This is a genomic window from Branchiibius hedensis (assembly GCF_900108585.1).
Classification (GTDB): Bacteria; Actinomycetota; Actinomycetes; order Actinomycetales; family Dermatophilaceae; genus Branchiibius; species Branchiibius hedensis.
Genome location: NZ_UESZ01000001.1, coordinates 1,879,809 through 1,894,200 on the forward strand (window position 1 = coordinate 1,879,809; position 14,392 = coordinate 1,894,200).

General features: G+C 65.8%; 14 protein-coding genes. 12 read left to right on the forward strand and 2 right to left on the reverse strand.

Going from position 1 to position 14,392, the window contains the following annotated elements; all coding sequences use genetic code 11:
- The first annotated feature begins 48 nt into the window (after positions 1–48).
- Genes DR843_RS09170 through DR843_RS09190 form a run of 6 tightly spaced genes read left to right on the forward strand, consistent with a single transcriptional unit; the run spans position 49 to position 6,047 of the window.
- Positions 49–342 carry a hypothetical protein gene (locus DR843_RS09170; protein WP_109685200.1) on the forward strand — a complete coding sequence of 98 codons (294 nt, stop codon included), beginning with the start codon at positions 49–51 and terminating at the stop codon, positions 340–342.
- Positions 339–707 (forward strand): hypothetical protein, encoded by a 369-nt coding sequence (locus DR843_RS09175; protein ID WP_109685202.1) that lies wholly within the window; start codon positions 339–341, stop codon positions 705–707. The genes DR843_RS09170 and DR843_RS09175 overlap by 4 nt, the downstream gene beginning before the upstream one ends.
- On the forward strand, positions 700–846 hold the full coding sequence (locus tag DR843_RS20070) for a hypothetical protein (protein ID WP_170119808.1): 147 nt from the start codon (positions 700–702) through the stop codon (positions 844–846). The genes DR843_RS09175 and DR843_RS20070 overlap by 8 nt, the downstream gene beginning before the upstream one ends.
- Before the next feature lie 54 nt (positions 847–900).
- Positions 901–1,551: a nuclease-related domain-containing protein gene (locus DR843_RS09180; protein ID WP_109685204.1), complete on the forward strand. Its 651-nt coding sequence runs from the start codon at positions 901–903 to the stop codon at positions 1,549–1,551.
- A 3-nt stretch (positions 1,552–1,554) separates the two neighbouring features.
- Positions 1,555–5,388, forward strand: coding sequence for an FtsK/SpoIIIE domain-containing protein (locus DR843_RS09185; protein ID WP_109685206.1), 3,834 nt, complete (start codon positions 1,555–1,557; stop codon positions 5,386–5,388).
- A gap of 32 nt (positions 5,389–5,420) precedes the next feature.
- Positions 5,421–6,047 (forward strand): NYN domain-containing protein, encoded by a 627-nt coding sequence (locus DR843_RS09190; protein WP_109685207.1) that lies wholly within the window; start codon positions 5,421–5,423, stop codon positions 6,045–6,047.
- A 68-nt stretch (positions 6,048–6,115) separates the two neighbouring features.
- Here DR843_RS09190 and DR843_RS09195 read toward each other — a convergent pair whose 3' ends face one another.
- Positions 6,116–6,319 carry a hypothetical protein gene (locus DR843_RS09195; protein ID WP_109685209.1) on the reverse strand — a complete coding sequence of 68 codons (204 nt, stop codon included), beginning with the start codon at positions 6,317–6,319 and terminating at the stop codon, positions 6,116–6,118.
- Positions 6,320–6,609: 290 nt separating this feature from the next.
- Here DR843_RS09195 and DR843_RS09200 point away from each other — a divergent pair, with 290 nt between their 5' ends.
- From DR843_RS09200 to DR843_RS09230, 6 genes are all read left to right on the forward strand, one after another.
- On the forward strand, positions 6,610–6,933 hold the full coding sequence (locus tag DR843_RS09200) for a WhiB family transcriptional regulator (RefSeq protein ID WP_170119809.1): 324 nt from the start codon (positions 6,610–6,612) through the stop codon (positions 6,931–6,933).
- A 29-nt stretch (positions 6,934–6,962) separates the two neighbouring features.
- Entirely contained in the window at positions 6,963–7,655 is a 693-nt protein-coding gene (locus tag DR843_RS09205) for a hypothetical protein (protein ID WP_109685213.1), read from the forward strand.
- A gap of 11 nt (positions 7,656–7,666) precedes the next feature.
- On the forward strand, positions 7,667–8,941 hold the full coding sequence (locus tag DR843_RS20075; RefSeq protein ID WP_170119810.1) for a peptidoglycan-binding protein: 1,275 nt from the start codon (positions 7,667–7,669) through the stop codon (positions 8,939–8,941).
- 97 nt (positions 8,942–9,038) lie between these two features.
- A complete protein-coding gene (locus DR843_RS19795; protein ID WP_177647420.1) occupies positions 9,039–9,920 on the forward strand; it encodes a M15 family metallopeptidase in 882 nt (293 codons plus the stop codon).
- A 139-nt stretch (positions 9,921–10,059) separates the two neighbouring features.
- Complete coding sequence (locus tag DR843_RS09225) at positions 10,060–12,756, forward strand: hypothetical protein (protein ID WP_109685214.1); 2,697 nt, start codon at positions 10,060–10,062, stop codon at positions 12,754–12,756.
- Between the two features lie 103 nt (positions 12,757–12,859).
- Positions 12,860–13,732, forward strand: coding sequence for a class F sortase (locus DR843_RS09230; protein WP_109685216.1), 873 nt, complete (start codon positions 12,860–12,862; stop codon positions 13,730–13,732).
- Between the two features lie 24 nt (positions 13,733–13,756).
- On the opposite strand, the gene DR843_RS09235 is transcribed toward DR843_RS09230, so the two are convergent.
- On the reverse strand, positions 13,757–14,371 hold the full coding sequence (locus DR843_RS09235) for a hypothetical protein (protein WP_109685217.1): 615 nt from the start codon (positions 14,369–14,371) through the stop codon (positions 13,757–13,759).
- Between the last annotated feature and the right edge of the window lie 21 nt (positions 14,372–14,392).

Genomic DNA, 14,392 nt, shown 5'->3' on the forward strand with positions numbered 1-14,392 from the left:
GCAGAATGTGCGGCGGGCTGGGACCTCAACGCGTCGCACCGTACCGGCATGACTGCTCAGCAAGCCACTGTCAGGGCCAACCATCACATTGCTTTTGTCGTCACCGACACGGACTACCCCGGGGAACTCGCGCTCACCATTGAGCACCGTGACCCGCAGGTGGTGAACGGGCAGTTCCTGTCCGCACCGATCACCGAGGAAGTCGTCGCCGGAACGTACGACGCCGACAGCGCCGACGCAGTTCTGGCCAGCCGCGGCCTGGTTCGTTCCGAACCTTGGGAAGTCGTCGGCGCCGGACTGATCGCGGAAGTCGTGCCGGTCGAGGAGGTCATCGCCCGATGACCGACCTGATCGAGGTCTCTCTGCGACTGTCGGGATGCCGCAGCGTCAACGGGCTCTGTCAGGCCCACGGTGGCGCGTTCAGCGAGAACCAGCCGTGCGAGGCGCTGGTCGAGACGGCAGCCACGGTTCAGAGCTACGCCGACGACACCGTCACTTCTGATCCGGTCGTGCTGCGCTCCCTGGCGCTGCTGTTGAAGATGTGCAGTCTGGATGCCGCCGAGGACGGTCGGGCCTGGCCTACGGCGTTGAGCACCGAGACCGTCCACGCCGCAGTCCTGTTGTACCGGCTGCTGCGCATCGACCTGGGTGAGCAAGCCGCCACCACCCTCGAAACCCTCCTGGAAAGGCCACTGGCCAATGTCTGATGACAACATTCCGCGGCGTCCGTCCGCGAACGAGGAGATCGGCGACCTGATGGCCGGTCCTGGTCGCTGGATCAGCGGCATTGCGCTGATCGTCCTGTCCGTCGTCCTATTGGTGTTGTTGGTCCGAAGCATCCTTTGACCGGGCCGGACGAGTGCTCCCTCAGCGTGGGAACAGGCGTCGCACCGTCCCGGTATGGTCACAACGATTTACGGCGTGCCGGGCGGCGGGCTAGATGCCGGGTTCTCCGGGCAGAAAGTCACGAGTAGGCATGCGATTGCGGCAGCAGCGAAGGCGGAACGCGACACCGCTGAGATCCTGAACCGGATTGCGGGGGTCAACGGTGCCGTCGTGCTGCACGACGTGAAGATCCCGGGCAAGTATTCGGCCAACATCGACCACATCGTGGTCACCGGGTCGAGTCTGCACCTGGTTGACTCCAAGGCGTGGGCTTCGGGGTTCTTGTGGACCTGGGGCGGCAAGACCCGGCGCGGCACTCGGCGATTCGCGTCGTGCGACAAGGGCACGATGAAGCTCGCCGACGACATGTTGCGCGCATACCTGATGTCGCGCGCGGTGCGCTTCGAGTCGATCTACTCAACCGTCGTCGTGTGGCCTTCTTCTCGCGACGGCCAAGTGTCCACTTGGGCGGCTCGGTTCCCGCACGCGCGCCTGATCCATTCCGGCAAGTTGGACCGTCTTGCTAGCGGATGGGTGCGCCGGAGTGCGCCTGCTGAAGAACGCATCGTGGCCGCACTGGTCCCCCTGCTGGTTACCAAGCCCAGACCGTCCGGTCACGATGCTGCGGGGTTGGCCCAGGCCCTGGTCAACCCGGAAAGCTGGTAACTCGTGGCCCAGGCAACCCGTCGTACTCGCAACAACCAGCCAGCCACCAGCCTTGCCGCCCCGATCGTTCTGCTCGGGGCGCTGACGTGCGTGGCTGGTGCTGCGCTGCGCCTGCCCAGCGTGCCGTTCCTGTGGCTGTCGTTGGTCGTGGCGGCGTGGATGGAACCATCGGTCATCCTGACCGGCCCGCGAGACCCGGTGACCAAGTCCCCGACGGCGGCCGACGATTTTGAGCAGCGTCGCTACGGCAGCTACCTGTGGTGGCGGCAAATGAAGTCGGCCCTGCTGTTCCCAACGTCGTTGTTCAAGCCTGGTTGGCCCGTGCGGACAACATGGGTCCTGAGCGTGCTGGCGGGGCTGGTCGCGGTCTCGTTGCCGGTGGCGTGGCCGGTGTGGTTGAAGCAACCGGCGCAGCCCGACGCAGTTCCGCGGGCGATTAATGCGTCCCACCTGGCCAACTTCATCTGCGCCCTGGTCTTGGCGGCTGCGCTCACCTCGGTGCGCCGCACCGCCGAGCAGGGCCGCCCGGCAACACGGTTCAGCCATGTCCGGAAGGTGGTATCCACCGACCGGATCATCACGGCGCTGGCCGTCGGCGCACTCGTGCTGGTCGTCGCAGCCGGATTAGTCGTGCCGGGCATGTTCGGGAGCAACGACCAGATCGGGGTGTGGCTCGGTTCGTTCCCGACAGCCGGATGGGCAGCGCTGGGGCTCACCGCGACGCTCCTGATCCTGCATTTCGCCGCGACCAGACTGGCGGTCGACCAGTGGGAGCGCGTGCAAGCTGTCATTGCGGAGTGGGGGCCCCGCTGGGAAGCCTTGAAAGTCGCCCCCGCCCCGAGCGTCGAGGATGTCCGCGACGGTGACCCTTTCGGCGCCGTCGAAGGTTTAGAGGTGGTCAGCTTCACCGCCCCGCCCGGCCGGTCGGCGGCCGACATTGTCAAGCAGCAGGTGAAGATCGCCGCCGAAGTGGGTTCTGGCGCAGGCACATTCGTGATGACGTCACCAGTTCTGGACGGCACTGGCGCACCGCAACCGGGAACCGCCGACCTGAACAGGTTCCGGATCCTGGTGGCCGCGCCTGGTACCACTGACCTGTCGGCGCTGCCAACCGGTGAGCACATCGAACTGGCGACCTTACTGGTCGAGGCGGCGATGACGGTGGCTCGCACAACAGCGGCCATGGACCCCATGCCGATCGTTGCTGTGCAACCACTGTTCGAGCCGGACACGCAGCCGGGTGCCCGTGTCTGGGCGACAACCTGGTCCGGCGACCTTCGAGCGGTGCGGATGTCCAACATCCCGTTCCTGATGTCGCAGACACTCGGGGTCGACGTGCAGGTGGATCACCGCAAAGGCGTCTTGTATGTCGGCGACCTCGAATCGGTAGAGCTGGACGGAGGTTTGCGCGGCACCATCGACAACCTACGCACCGAAGACGAATGGGATCGCAACTGGGCCGATGGCGGACCAACCAAGCACCGGCTGAACCTGCCGGTGGCTCAGCACGTCGTACGTGAGGTGAGCACGTTGCGCGCCGGCATGGGATCCATTCCGATCACCAGGTTGCCGTTTCTGGTCCGCAAAGGTGTCGACCCGCGCGACTACTTCGGCACGGAGCAGCGAATGGCAGCAGCGTTGAACGCGGCCGGATTCGTCGCTATCACTGGCTGGCCAGGCAGCGGCGGTCGCCCCGGTGACCGGCATGCGCTTGGCCTGACCATCTATTACGCACCCAGCCAGACGGCAGTGCCGACCACGCTGACATTGCTGAGCAGCACCAAGCCGGGTGCTCTGCAGCCCATGTCAGGCAGCAACGCCGAGGCGTGGGTCGCCGCGGGCATCGTCAACACCGCGTTCACGGCAGCCAAACTCGCCCGACCCGAACTGATCGACGCGACATGCCTGACAACACCTCGCGCGGCTAAGAACCAGTTGTGGGAGATCTCCCTTCGTCTGCACGACGGGGTGACGATGGCCGACGTACGCGCGAAGGCGTCGGTGATGCGCGCGTCCCTGGGTGTCCCGTGGCTGCGGGTGGAGTCGATCCCGGACGGAGTGCGGTTGTTCGCCGGCGGCGAGCCAGACCCGGCGTTCCTGGTCAACCCCGGACGAGATGTGCTGCGCTTGACCAACCTCGACTGGTCGCAAGCATTCGCCGACGCCAACCTTGTCACCGTCGACGGTTCCGTCCCGACCGTCACCAGCGTCGGAGCCCTCGAACACAACGACGCGGTGCAGCGTCTGGTGATCTCCCTGCCGTCAGGATTGTCGGCGGAGCGATTCAAGGGTGCGCTGGCCAAACTGGCCACCAGCACCAACAACGCCTTCTGCCAGGCTTACCCGTCCCGACATGGTGCCAGCTTCATCGAGTTGCTCGTCAGTCGCACGCACCCGTTGCCGGAGCGAGTCGCCTTCGACTTCGACGCCGTCGACGCCGCTCAGCGCGACGCCGTGCCGTTCGCCACCGGCATCACAGGCGAACCCGTTGAGCACCGGTTCATCTCAGACCCTTATGCACTGGTAAGTGGGGGCGCCGGTAGTGGGAAATCGGTGACCGCCCAGGGGATCCTGTACGGGTGCGCTGTGCAGGGCATGAAGATCGTCGTGATCGACATCCAGAAGGCCGCGATCGACTTCGCGTTCCTAGCCGACCACGCCATCGCCGTCGCCACCACTGCGCACGTTGCAGCAGCCGCCATGAAGGCGGTGTACGACGAGGGTCAGCAGCGCAAGAAACTGTTGACGCAGATGCGCGTCGGTAACTTCATGGACATTCCCGAAGACCAACGTCCGCCGCGAATTGTGGTGTTCTTCGACGAGTTCACCTCCGCCATGGGCCGGGAGGTTTTGCCGGACGCCGGCAACGACCCTGAACTCCAGAAGGTTCGAGCGGAAGTCGAAGCGGACAACAAGGCCCGCGCCACTATCGGGCAGTACACCGGAAAAGTCGTGCGCGAGTTGCGCGCGGTGGGAATCAACCTGATCCTGGCGACCCAGAAGCTAGACAAGACGGTCCTGGACAAAGTGCCCGGCGGGGCTGACCTGAAAGACAACATGGGCCGTTCGATCTTCGGCAACGCCAGCCAGGGCGCGAAGATGTCGGCGCTTCGCAACCCGTTCGACGCACCGAGCCTGGGCGACTTCATCCCCAAAGGCCGCGGCTTGTGGGAGCCGTTGACGTCTCCTGTGGCAGAGCCGATCCAGTGTTGGTTCGCCCCGCAAGGTACCGACACCGACGTTGCCGCCCCAGGCACGTTCAAGTTCGAGCTCGACGCGCGCGTGCCGAAACTGGACCCGTCTGCGCGACTGGACCTGGAACCGTTCATGCCGAAGAAGGAAGTGCTGCCGGGTCAGATCATTGGTGACCTGCCGCCGTCGTTGCGCGGCGGCGATGACGAGCCTAGCTACGACACGGAGGAGGTCATCGAGGTGGAATCGTTCGATCTCGACCTGGATTTGGACGACCTCGATTCGGGCGATTTCGACGACGCGGACCGCACCGCTCAGCGCGCAGTGGATCCCGAGATGGACCGCTGCGACGCAGATGGCCCAGTCTCGCCGGCGTTGTCCGGCACAGAATCAGATCCGCCCGAATCGAGTTCGGACCAACGAACGGAGGACCCCCCGCCCGAACTCGACATGACGTTCTTGGAGGACTTCCTCGCCGATCTTGCATCCGGGGAATCAGACGATGAGCCGGTACTGGACACCGACCCGTTCGCTGGTGATGAGTTCGCCGAACCGGAATCTCCCATCCCCGAGTCCGCTTCTGGCGACCGGCCCGGTTGGCCGAAGTGGACTCCCCCGCCGAAGGTGACCACCGACGACTGGTGACGTCAGGGAGCAAGCGTCGCACCGTGTCGGGCATGGATACCATCACGCCCCGACACACTCGGGTGTTCGTTGACGGCGGCTGGCTGCTACTGGCCGCCGCTGCCGCCTTGACGCGCGCCCCGAGCGTATCTCGAGAAGACATCCAGTTGGACCCGCCGCGAATGGCTGCCGCCTTGGCGCAGAAGGCTGTGGCGGTCTCTGGTCGCCCTGTGTCGCGGATCCATTGGTACGACGGGGCACGACAGGACAAGGAACCGACACCCGAGCACCGAGCACTGGCGGCGACCGCCGGGGTGGACCTGACGTTAGGTGCACTGCGGCGTCACGACGGCGTCTGGCAGCAGAAGCGCGTGGATGGCTTGATTCAACGGGACATGACGCATCTGGCCCGCACCGGCCAGACCCTTGACTTCGTCCTGGTATCCGGTGACGAAGACTTGGCCGTGGCCGCCGAGGAGGTCCGTGCCCTGGGCGGAACTGTTCACGCGCTCGGCGTCACCGAGACGGGTCGCTGGGCGATGTCGCCGTACTTCGCTTCCTCGTGCAACGACGTTCATCTGCTGACCTCACGCGACCTTGCCGGGTCGCTGTGGGTGCGCGGGGCGCGCCTCACGTCACTGGCCAACTCCGGCATCGCCCGCGTTCTCGCAGCGAGCTGACCAGCAACAACAGGAGCGCCCGGACCTGCGAGGTCTGGGCGCTCCTGTTGTTGCTGCAGGACTGCCTACTAACTGGCGAGGTTGACCGCCGCAGCGACCAACAGCAGGACCAGGGCCGCGATCCCCGTCAACAGGACGGAGCACAGCGCGGCCACGGTGTGCCGGGCTTTGCCTCCTCGGATCCCGACAGCCAAGCAGGCGGCGAACGCGAGGTTGCTCAGAACGTAAGCGCTGAACATGGCGGCCGCTGCGTACATCAGGAAGTTCGTCATGCCGGCACGGTGCGACGAAGCCGCGCTGTGCGTGCTTGTGCCCCATCGACGAGGCAGTCGAAGCCGGTATCAGGCAGACCTTTGCCGCTCCTGGATTTCCTCATCGCCGCTGGTCAGGGCTTTCGCGGGCCCTGGCTCGGAGCGCGTGGCCCATGTCAGTTGGTGTGAGGTCAGGCCCCGAACGTGCGACAGCGCAACCGCGTCGCACCGTTCCGGCATGTGCCTCAACCAACGGATCGGTTCAGGCGCTTCCACGATCGAAGGAGGCAGCCATAGCCGACACCTCAACGGTGGTCGAACCCATCGACCCCTGGTACGGGCTCGGCAAATGGATCGCCCTGGCTTCCGAACACCCCCTGGTCGTCCCTGCGGGCACTCAACTGCCCTGCACCGGTGTGGATCCGGAGTTCTTCTACGAACAACGGCACTGGCTGATAGCCCGTCGCACATGCGAAGAGTGCCCGATCCGGGAGCACTGCCTACAGGTCGCGGTTGCCCGCGACGAGGACGGCGTCTGGGGCGGCATGACCAAGAAACAACGACAGCGGTGGGCCGCTCAGCAAGGACTCCTCGTGTCCGAGCTTCGTACCCCCAAACACTCCTCCGCTAGCTGACCACGACCACCACGAAAGAAGACCCGTATATGTCCGCACTGTCCATGGCCGCTCCGCCCCGTATCAAGTCCACCAAAGTCGACGGGAGCCTGGCCTCCATCGCGCTGCATCACCTGGGTGCGACGTTCTCCCAGCATCGAGACGACGAAGACATGGGTGACATCGCCGCAGGGATCCTCCTGGTGCCGGTCAACGACGGAGGCACATTCGCACCCGTCGACGAGGCGCAGGTCGCCTTCGTCACCTCTCCCCCGGTCCGCGATGTCCCGGCCGACCAGCTTGGTCTGCTCAACCAGTTCGCCGGTCAGGCGTTCATCGACGACTGCCTCGGCCGGGCCGAGGGAATCGCTGCCACTGCCGACGACGTCATGTGGGGCTTCGCTGGTGTGTTCCAGGTGCTGGGCGTCCGCGGCTTCGGTGTCACCGACGTCAACCAAGACAGCAGTCGGGTTGTGCGCGGCGCGTTCGGGCGTATCTACATCGGTACCGGACATCACGGCTGCGTCATGTGGGACGAGCAGGGCCGGCGAATCCTGGCCGCTGCGTCCACGCAACTAGCCCCTGGTTTCAACACCGGTGACACGCTGCCGCGCGTTTCTGCGCCCGCGGGCGTGACCGTCGAAAGCCCCGAGTTCACGCGGCTGGATCCGCTGGCGCAGTTGTGCGCCATGCACCGCCAGATCGCATCCACCATCGCTGACCGTGCGGCCGGCATCAACTGAAAGGTAGTTCATTGAATTTCACCAAGAACCCTCCAGCCACCGGGCGTCATCGCGCCGTCGGGTCGGTCGCCACGAAGCAACGAGTGGGCCGCGGCGCTGTCGCAGTGCTGGGTCTGACCGGCATCGTGATGGGCGTTGCCGCCGGTGCAGCTCCCAGCGCGCATGCCTCCACGGCAGCGTTGACCAGTGCCTCGTGCACCGTGGTGACGATCTACAAGGGCTCGACGGGCGCGCTGGTCAAGACACTGCAGTCGCGGCTGAGGGGACTGACCGCCGACGGCGTGTTCGGCAACCTCACGCTGGCGAAGGTCAAGGCTTTCCAGAAGTCCCACGGGCTGACCGTCGACGGTGTCGTCGGACCCAAGACCTGGACGGCGCTGGGCGGGTTCCCGGGATGCACCGGCGGCGGCTCCAGCACGACGGTGGTCACCAAGCAGGTCGTGTCGGGGATCGACTTCTTGTCGGTGCGCACTGGCCCCGGAACGGGGTACACCCGGGTGGCGAAGCTGTCGCCGGGAACGAAGGTGACGGGCATCATCAACAACGGCTGGCTCAAGATCACCAGCGGTAGCTACGCCGGCAAGTACGTCTCGGCGGCGTACCTGATCGACGTGCCCAAGGTCGACCCGAACCCGCCGGTCAGCACCGTGAAGGGGTGGATCGCCACCACCGGTGGCATCACCGCCAGCGTCCGTTCCGGGCCAGGGTTCGATTATGGCGTGGTGGCGCACAAGTCTTCTGGCGCAGCGGTCTCCGGCACGCAGGTCAGCACCGACTGGGTGAAGATCAGTGGTGGCTACATCAACCGCGGCGAGATCGAGACCACCTCGGCGACCCTGACCAAGGTGAACGCGCAGATCCCGACGTCGCAGTTGTGCGCGGTGAACAAGGCGTACAACTCGCCGAACTCGTTCGACCCCGGTTACACGGTGAACACCACGCGGTACATCAACTGCTCGGCGGGCCGCGCACTGGACTCGTTGCAGGCGGCGTACAAGGCCAAGTTCGGGCACTACGCCAACATCGACCTGGCCTACCGGGACTGGGCCGAGCAGCAGTATTGGTACAACAAGCTCGGCCCGGCGCAGGCGAACAAGCCCGGTACCTCCAACCACGGCATGGGCCTGGCGGTCGACTTCCAGGAGTGGCACGGCCACACCACCGAGTTCGACTGGGGCGGTGTGGGTTCCAACTGGTTGCGGGCCAACGGCGGCAAGTACGGGTTCACCCAGCCGTACGCCTACGGCACCACCGGTGAGTCCTACCACTTCAACTTCACCGGCTGAGCTGAGCAACTCCCCTGTTCGCGCACTGCGCCCCGGACCCCCGGGGCGCAGTGCGTTTCCCGTACATCTCAAGAAGACAACTTCGGAAGGAATCATCTTGTCTCACAACCTTGTTCGGCTTCTCGCCGGCACCGGTGCCGCAGTCGCGCTTGGCGCGACCCTCGTGGCCGCTCCGTCGGCCTCGGCTGCCACCAGCACGTTGTCCTGTTCGGTGGTCGCTACCAAGTCCGGCGACAGCGGTGTCCTGGTGTCCGCGATCCAGTCTCGGCTGCGGGTCAGCGTCGACGGTGTGTTCGGACCTCGAACCAAAGCCGCAGTCGTGGCGTTCCAGAAGTCGCACCGTCTCGTGGCCGATGGCATCGTCGGCCCGCTCACCTGGTCAGCGCTCGGCGGCTTCCCGTGCTCGGCGGTGGGAACCTCTGTCGCTGCGAGTGTTTCGAGCATCACCCCGGCTCTCGCGACACGGATGAAGACGTCCTACCGGGCTGGCTGTCCGGTGCCACTGAGCGGTCTGCGCTACGTGAAGGTGCCGTATTGGGGGTACGACCAGCGCTACCACGTTGGAGAACTGGTGGTGAACGCCAGTATCGCCTCGGCCACGGTCACCGCGTTCAACACGCTGGCCCGTAATCACTTCCCGATCCAGCAGATGCGCCTAGTCGACGACTTCGGCGGCAACGACGACAACTCGGTGAAAGCCAACAACACCTCGGCCTACAACTGCCGCAAGATCACCAACGGCACCGGCTGGTCGATGCACGCCTACGGCAAGGCGATCGACATCAACCCGTGGGTGAATCCGTACGTGTACCAAGGACATCCGCAGTACGGCGTCAGCACCTACGTCCCGCGGACACCGGGCAAGGGCAAGATCCTGTGCGGCGACGCAACGTACAAGGCATTCACGGCGGGTGGCTTCAGTTGGGGCGGCGACTGGAAGGCCGGGGTGTTGGACTACCAGCATTTCGAGCACCGGTAGCCCTGGCGAAAGTTTCTCGCTGCGGTCATTGCGTCTTCGAGAAGCTGCTCTATACCGTTGTCAGTACACGCAATTCGTGTAGAACCCCGGGCCTTGTCGGCCCGGGGTTTCGTCGTGTTACCACCCGAGGAACAGCAAAATGACTCAGACTCTCCAGCCGCGTCACGCGGCTCCCGTCACTCCCTCCAGCTACGGCCGCGGTGCGCGCGCTGTTGCGTTTGCCGGTCTGGCTGCCGTCGGTTTCGGCATCGCCGCACCGGCCATGGCCGCGACTCCGCCCAAGCCGGTCAGCAGCTACTGGCTGTCGGCGAACACCAACCACCCGCAGCCGCTTGCTGGGACCAAGTTGGGTTCGTCCCAGGGCTTCCGGGCACACGGCTTCGTGAACATGGCCTCGGGCAAGGTGTACTACTGCGCCCAGGACGAGAAGACCGGCCCGTCCGGCAATGGCTACAACTCCATCGCCGACAGCACCTGGTCGATCCCGGTGCGGGTCACCGGTGCGTACACCGGTACCGAGGGCAAGTACACGGCGACCACGCTGGAGGAGGCCGCGTACGTCATCAACAAGTACGGCAACCCCTCCAAGTCGCTGCCGTTGGCGACGCGGGCCCGGATGGTCACCGCCGTCGACGCGCTCAACGGTTACCTGGCCGGCAACAGCAAGGAGCACATGCTGGAAGCGTCGCCGGGTCTGCCCAGTGCGGGCGTCCCCGCGACCACGGCTGTTGCGGACTACACGGCGACCAAGGCGCTGTTCAACCAGTACCTCGCTGAGGCGCAGAAGTACCACGGTGCGCAGACGATGGTCGTCAACGGCGCAGCCGGTGGCAAGGTCGGTGCGACCGGGACCGTCAGTTTCGGGGCGAAGGCCAACGCCAGCGGCCTGTACGTGCCCGGCGAGACCTACACCGCGACGCTGACCGGCGGCGCGACGTTCGCCGACGGCTCGACCACCAAGACCGGCACCACCGGCACGGCGCTGACCTCGCTGCAGGTGAAGTACACCGGAACGGCGAGGGCGACGCTGTCGGTGTCCACGACCACCCCCGACTACGGTCTGTGGATCACCAAGAGCCCCAAGTGGCAGAACTTGTGGATCGGTGGCACCGAGGCCACCCCGATCAAGGCCGCAGCCGCGTGGAGCGCGACGACCAACGGGTACACCCCGAAGCTGACCACTGCGGTCAGCATCGCGAACGGCAAGGTGGGGCAGTCCCTGACCGACACCATCAAGGGCTCCGGCTTCCCGGCCGGAGTGACGGTGACCGGTACCGACGATCTGTACTTCCTGCCGTACGGCTCCACGGTCACCCAGGGTGCCGTGCCGTCCAACGCCACCAAGGTCACGACCCTGCCGTGGTCGGGCAAGACCGACGCCTCGGGCAACCTGACCGTGGTCACCTCGGCGTACAAGCCCACCAAGGCCGGCGTCTACGTGTTCGTCGAGCACTCCGCCGCAGGCAGCAACACCGAGTCGTCGTGGGCTGCCTACAGCGGGCAGTTCGGCGAGCCGACCGAGTCTTCGGTGTTTACCAAGGCGGAGGTCCCGACCATCGCCACCCAGGTCCAGGCGGGCCAGGACATCAGCAAGCCGCTGTCCGACACCGTGATCGGTTCTGGCTTCCCGGCCGGGGCAAAGGTCACCGGTACCGATGACCTGTACTACCTGCCGTACGGGACCGCAGTCACCGAGTCCGACACGGTGCCGGCGAACGCCGTCAAGGTCGGTTCGTACGACTGGTCGGCCACCGCTGACGAGGACGGCGACCTGCAGGCCAGCACCGCACCGGTCACCGTGACCAAGCCGGGTGTCTACGTCTACGTCGAGACCGCGAACGCGGGTAGCGCCGGCGGCTCCACCTGGGGCAAGATCACCGGCAAGTTCGGCGACTCCGACGAGACGGTGTCCCTGACCAGCCCGACCAGCCCGGTGGTGACCACCCAGATCCAGGCGGGCACCGATGTGGCCAAGCCGATCTCGGACACCATCAACGGGTCCGGCTTCCCCGCCGGGGCGACCGTCACGGGTAACGACGACCTGTACTTCGTGCCCTACGGCACGCAGATCGTCGAAGGCACGGTGCCGGCCAACGCCGAGAAGATCACCACCTACACCTGGAGCGCGACCGCCGACGCGGACGGCAAGATCACCGCCACCACGCCGAACTACACCCCGACCAAGGCCGGGACGTACGTCTTCGTGGAGTCGGCCAACGCGGGCAACCACGGCGGCTACACCTGGGGCAACATCAAGGGCAAGTTCGGTGAGCACACCGAGTCGGCCTCCCTGGTGAAGACCATCACCCCGAAGGTGTCGACCAAGGTCTCCAACGCCACCGTCAAGCAGGGCGACGCTCTGTCCGACACGGTGATCGGTTCCGGCTTCCCGGCCGGCGCGGCCGTCACTGGCTCTGACGACCTGTACTACCTGCCCAAGGGTGTCGCCGTCACCACCGACGGTTCGATCCCCAAGGGCGCGGTCAAGGTCGGCACGTTCACCTGGTCCGGCAAGGCCGACGCCAAGGGCAACCTGTCGACCACGACGGCCAAGTACACCGTCAACAAGACCGACGGCACCTACGTGTACGTGGAGTCCGCCAACGCGGGCAACCACGAGGGTCACGTCTGGTCCCCGGTGAAGGGCAAGTTCGGGGAGAAGTCCGAGACCTCGAACGTCAAGACGCCCAAGCCCCCGGTCGTACCGACCGGTGACGCCGAGGTGTTCGGCATCGACACCGGTGCCCTGGCCGTCGGTGGCCTGATCACCGTCGTCGGAGCCTCGGGCCTGATCGGGGCCTTTCGCCTGCGCCGCAAGGCAACTCAGGAGAACTGACTCGGGGTCACCTGAGTTAGCGGAAGGTTCCAAGCAGACGGGGGTGTCGAGCAATCGACACCCCCGTCTGTGCACCCGACACACCGAAAGAGGCACCACCACCATGAAAACCAATCAGCGCAACGCAGCACTCCTGACCATGGCCATCCTCGGCACCGCCGGGGTCGGCGCAGGCGCGTATGAAGTGATCAACACAGCCACCCACCCGGTCCTGCAGGAAGCGGCTGCCGACCCGAGCAGCACCCAGTCGAGCCAATCAGGAACGCAACCCACCGCGACCAGCGGTCAGACCCAAGCCGGTCTGATCCAGATCCCGGCCGCGGCGAAGGCCGACGCGCCCGAGCTGCCGGCCGCCCAGGCGACCGCGACGACCAACCCGGACGACGCCACCGACGCAGACGCCCGCGCTGCCTATAGCGGCGACAACTCCGGCTCGATCCGCAACGTCTCGGCCAGCATCCGCGACGCGAACGCCCAGCAGGCATCGACCAACACCACGTCCAGCGTGACCACCCTGCACCCCAACCGGGTCCTGATCCCCAGCATCGGCGTGCTCGCCTCCGTCATCCCGGAGAAGGTCAGCCGCGGTTACCTGACGATCCCAGCGCAGAACTGGCGCGCCGCTTGGTACAACCAGTCCGCGCCCCTGAGCGCGAGCAACGGCAACACCGTGATCGCCGGCCACGTCAGCCTGGGCGGCACGCGAGGCGTCTTCGCCAACCTGTCGAAGCTGACCGTTGGATCGCTGATCTACACCAGCGACGGCAGCGGCAAGACGACCGCCTGGCGGGTGGCGTCCAAGAACCTGTACGGCAAACGCGCCCTGCCGCAGGACGTGTTCTACCCGGCCACCCCACGCATGCTGACCCTCATCACCTGCGGCGGAGCCATGGGCACCGTGGCTGGTCCGCAAGGTTCCTACTACGGCCACGAGGACAACGAAGTCGTCCAGGCCGTGCCGGTCGCAACGAACTAGCCCGACAGGGAGCCGGATTTCTCATTACTGCTGCGGCGGGTACGTCTGATCTGGGTAGTACCCCTGCGGGCCGCAACCGGGCATCATCTGCGACTGGCTGTATAGGTCCAGTCGGCGCAGTTTGCGCTGGGTGCGCAGCTTCACGTAGGTGAACGTCCACAAAGAGCCGCCCACGAGAGCGGCTAGGAGTCCGAGGCCAAACGCCTTGACCACGACGCCGCCGGCTTCGTCGTCGCTGACGGGGCCGGCGGCCTGGACCAACGTGGCGAAGGTGGCGATGAAGAACACCGTGCAGGCGAACAGGAAGTGCAGCACTGCCTGGGCGATGTAGCGGAAGCGACGGCTCCGGATCATCCCGGCAGTCAGTGCGGCGGTTCCAACAACCGTGCCGCCCATCAACGCGGCCGACGTCTTCATTCCTGCGGCTGCATCTCGTCGCAGATCGTGCATCAAGGTGTCGTAGGTCTCGCCCATGTCGGCACGGAACCGGGCATTCGCGGCCTCCCTTTCCACAGCGGCCCGGGCGTTGGCTGCATCAGCGGCCTCCAGTTGCTTTCTGGTGCGCTGAACGTCGGCTGGGCTGCCGGTGATCCGGTAACGCGCGCCCGTGAGTCCAGTGATGCGTTGCACTTTCGCCATGCTCACAACATAGCCAGGCGG

Excerpts from the sequence above, each read along its gene's own strand:
- DR843_RS09170 (WP_109685200.1), top strand. The coding sequence starts at position 49 with ATGACTGCTCAGCAAGCCACTGTCAGGGCCAACCATCACATTGCTTTT.
- DR843_RS09175 (WP_109685202.1), top strand. The coding sequence starts at position 339 with ATGACCGACCTGATCGAGGTCTCTCTGCGACTGTCGGGATGCCGCAGC.
- DR843_RS20070 (WP_170119808.1), top strand. The coding sequence starts at position 700 with ATGTCTGATGACAACATTCCGCGGCGTCCGTCCGCGAACGAGGAGATC.
- DR843_RS09180 (WP_109685204.1), top strand. The coding sequence starts at position 901 with ATGGTCACAACGATTTACGGCGTGCCGGGCGGCGGGCTAGATGCCGGG.
- DR843_RS09190 (WP_109685207.1), top strand. The coding sequence starts at position 5,421 with ATGGATACCATCACGCCCCGACACACTCGGGTGTTCGTTGACGGCGGC.
- DR843_RS09195 (WP_109685209.1), bottom strand. The coding sequence starts at position 6,319 with ATGACGAACTTCCTGATGTACGCAGCGGCCGCCATGTTCAGCGCTTAC.
- DR843_RS09205 (WP_109685213.1), top strand. The coding sequence starts at position 6,963 with ATGTCCGCACTGTCCATGGCCGCTCCGCCCCGTATCAAGTCCACCAAA.
- DR843_RS09225 (WP_109685214.1), top strand. The coding sequence starts at position 10,060 with ATGACTCAGACTCTCCAGCCGCGTCACGCGGCTCCCGTCACTCCCTCC.
- DR843_RS09230 (WP_109685216.1), top strand. The coding sequence starts at position 12,860 with ATGAAAACCAATCAGCGCAACGCAGCACTCCTGACCATGGCCATCCTC.
- DR843_RS09235 (WP_109685217.1), bottom strand. The coding sequence starts at position 14,371 with ATGGCGAAAGTGCAACGCATCACTGGACTCACGGGCGCGCGTTACCGG.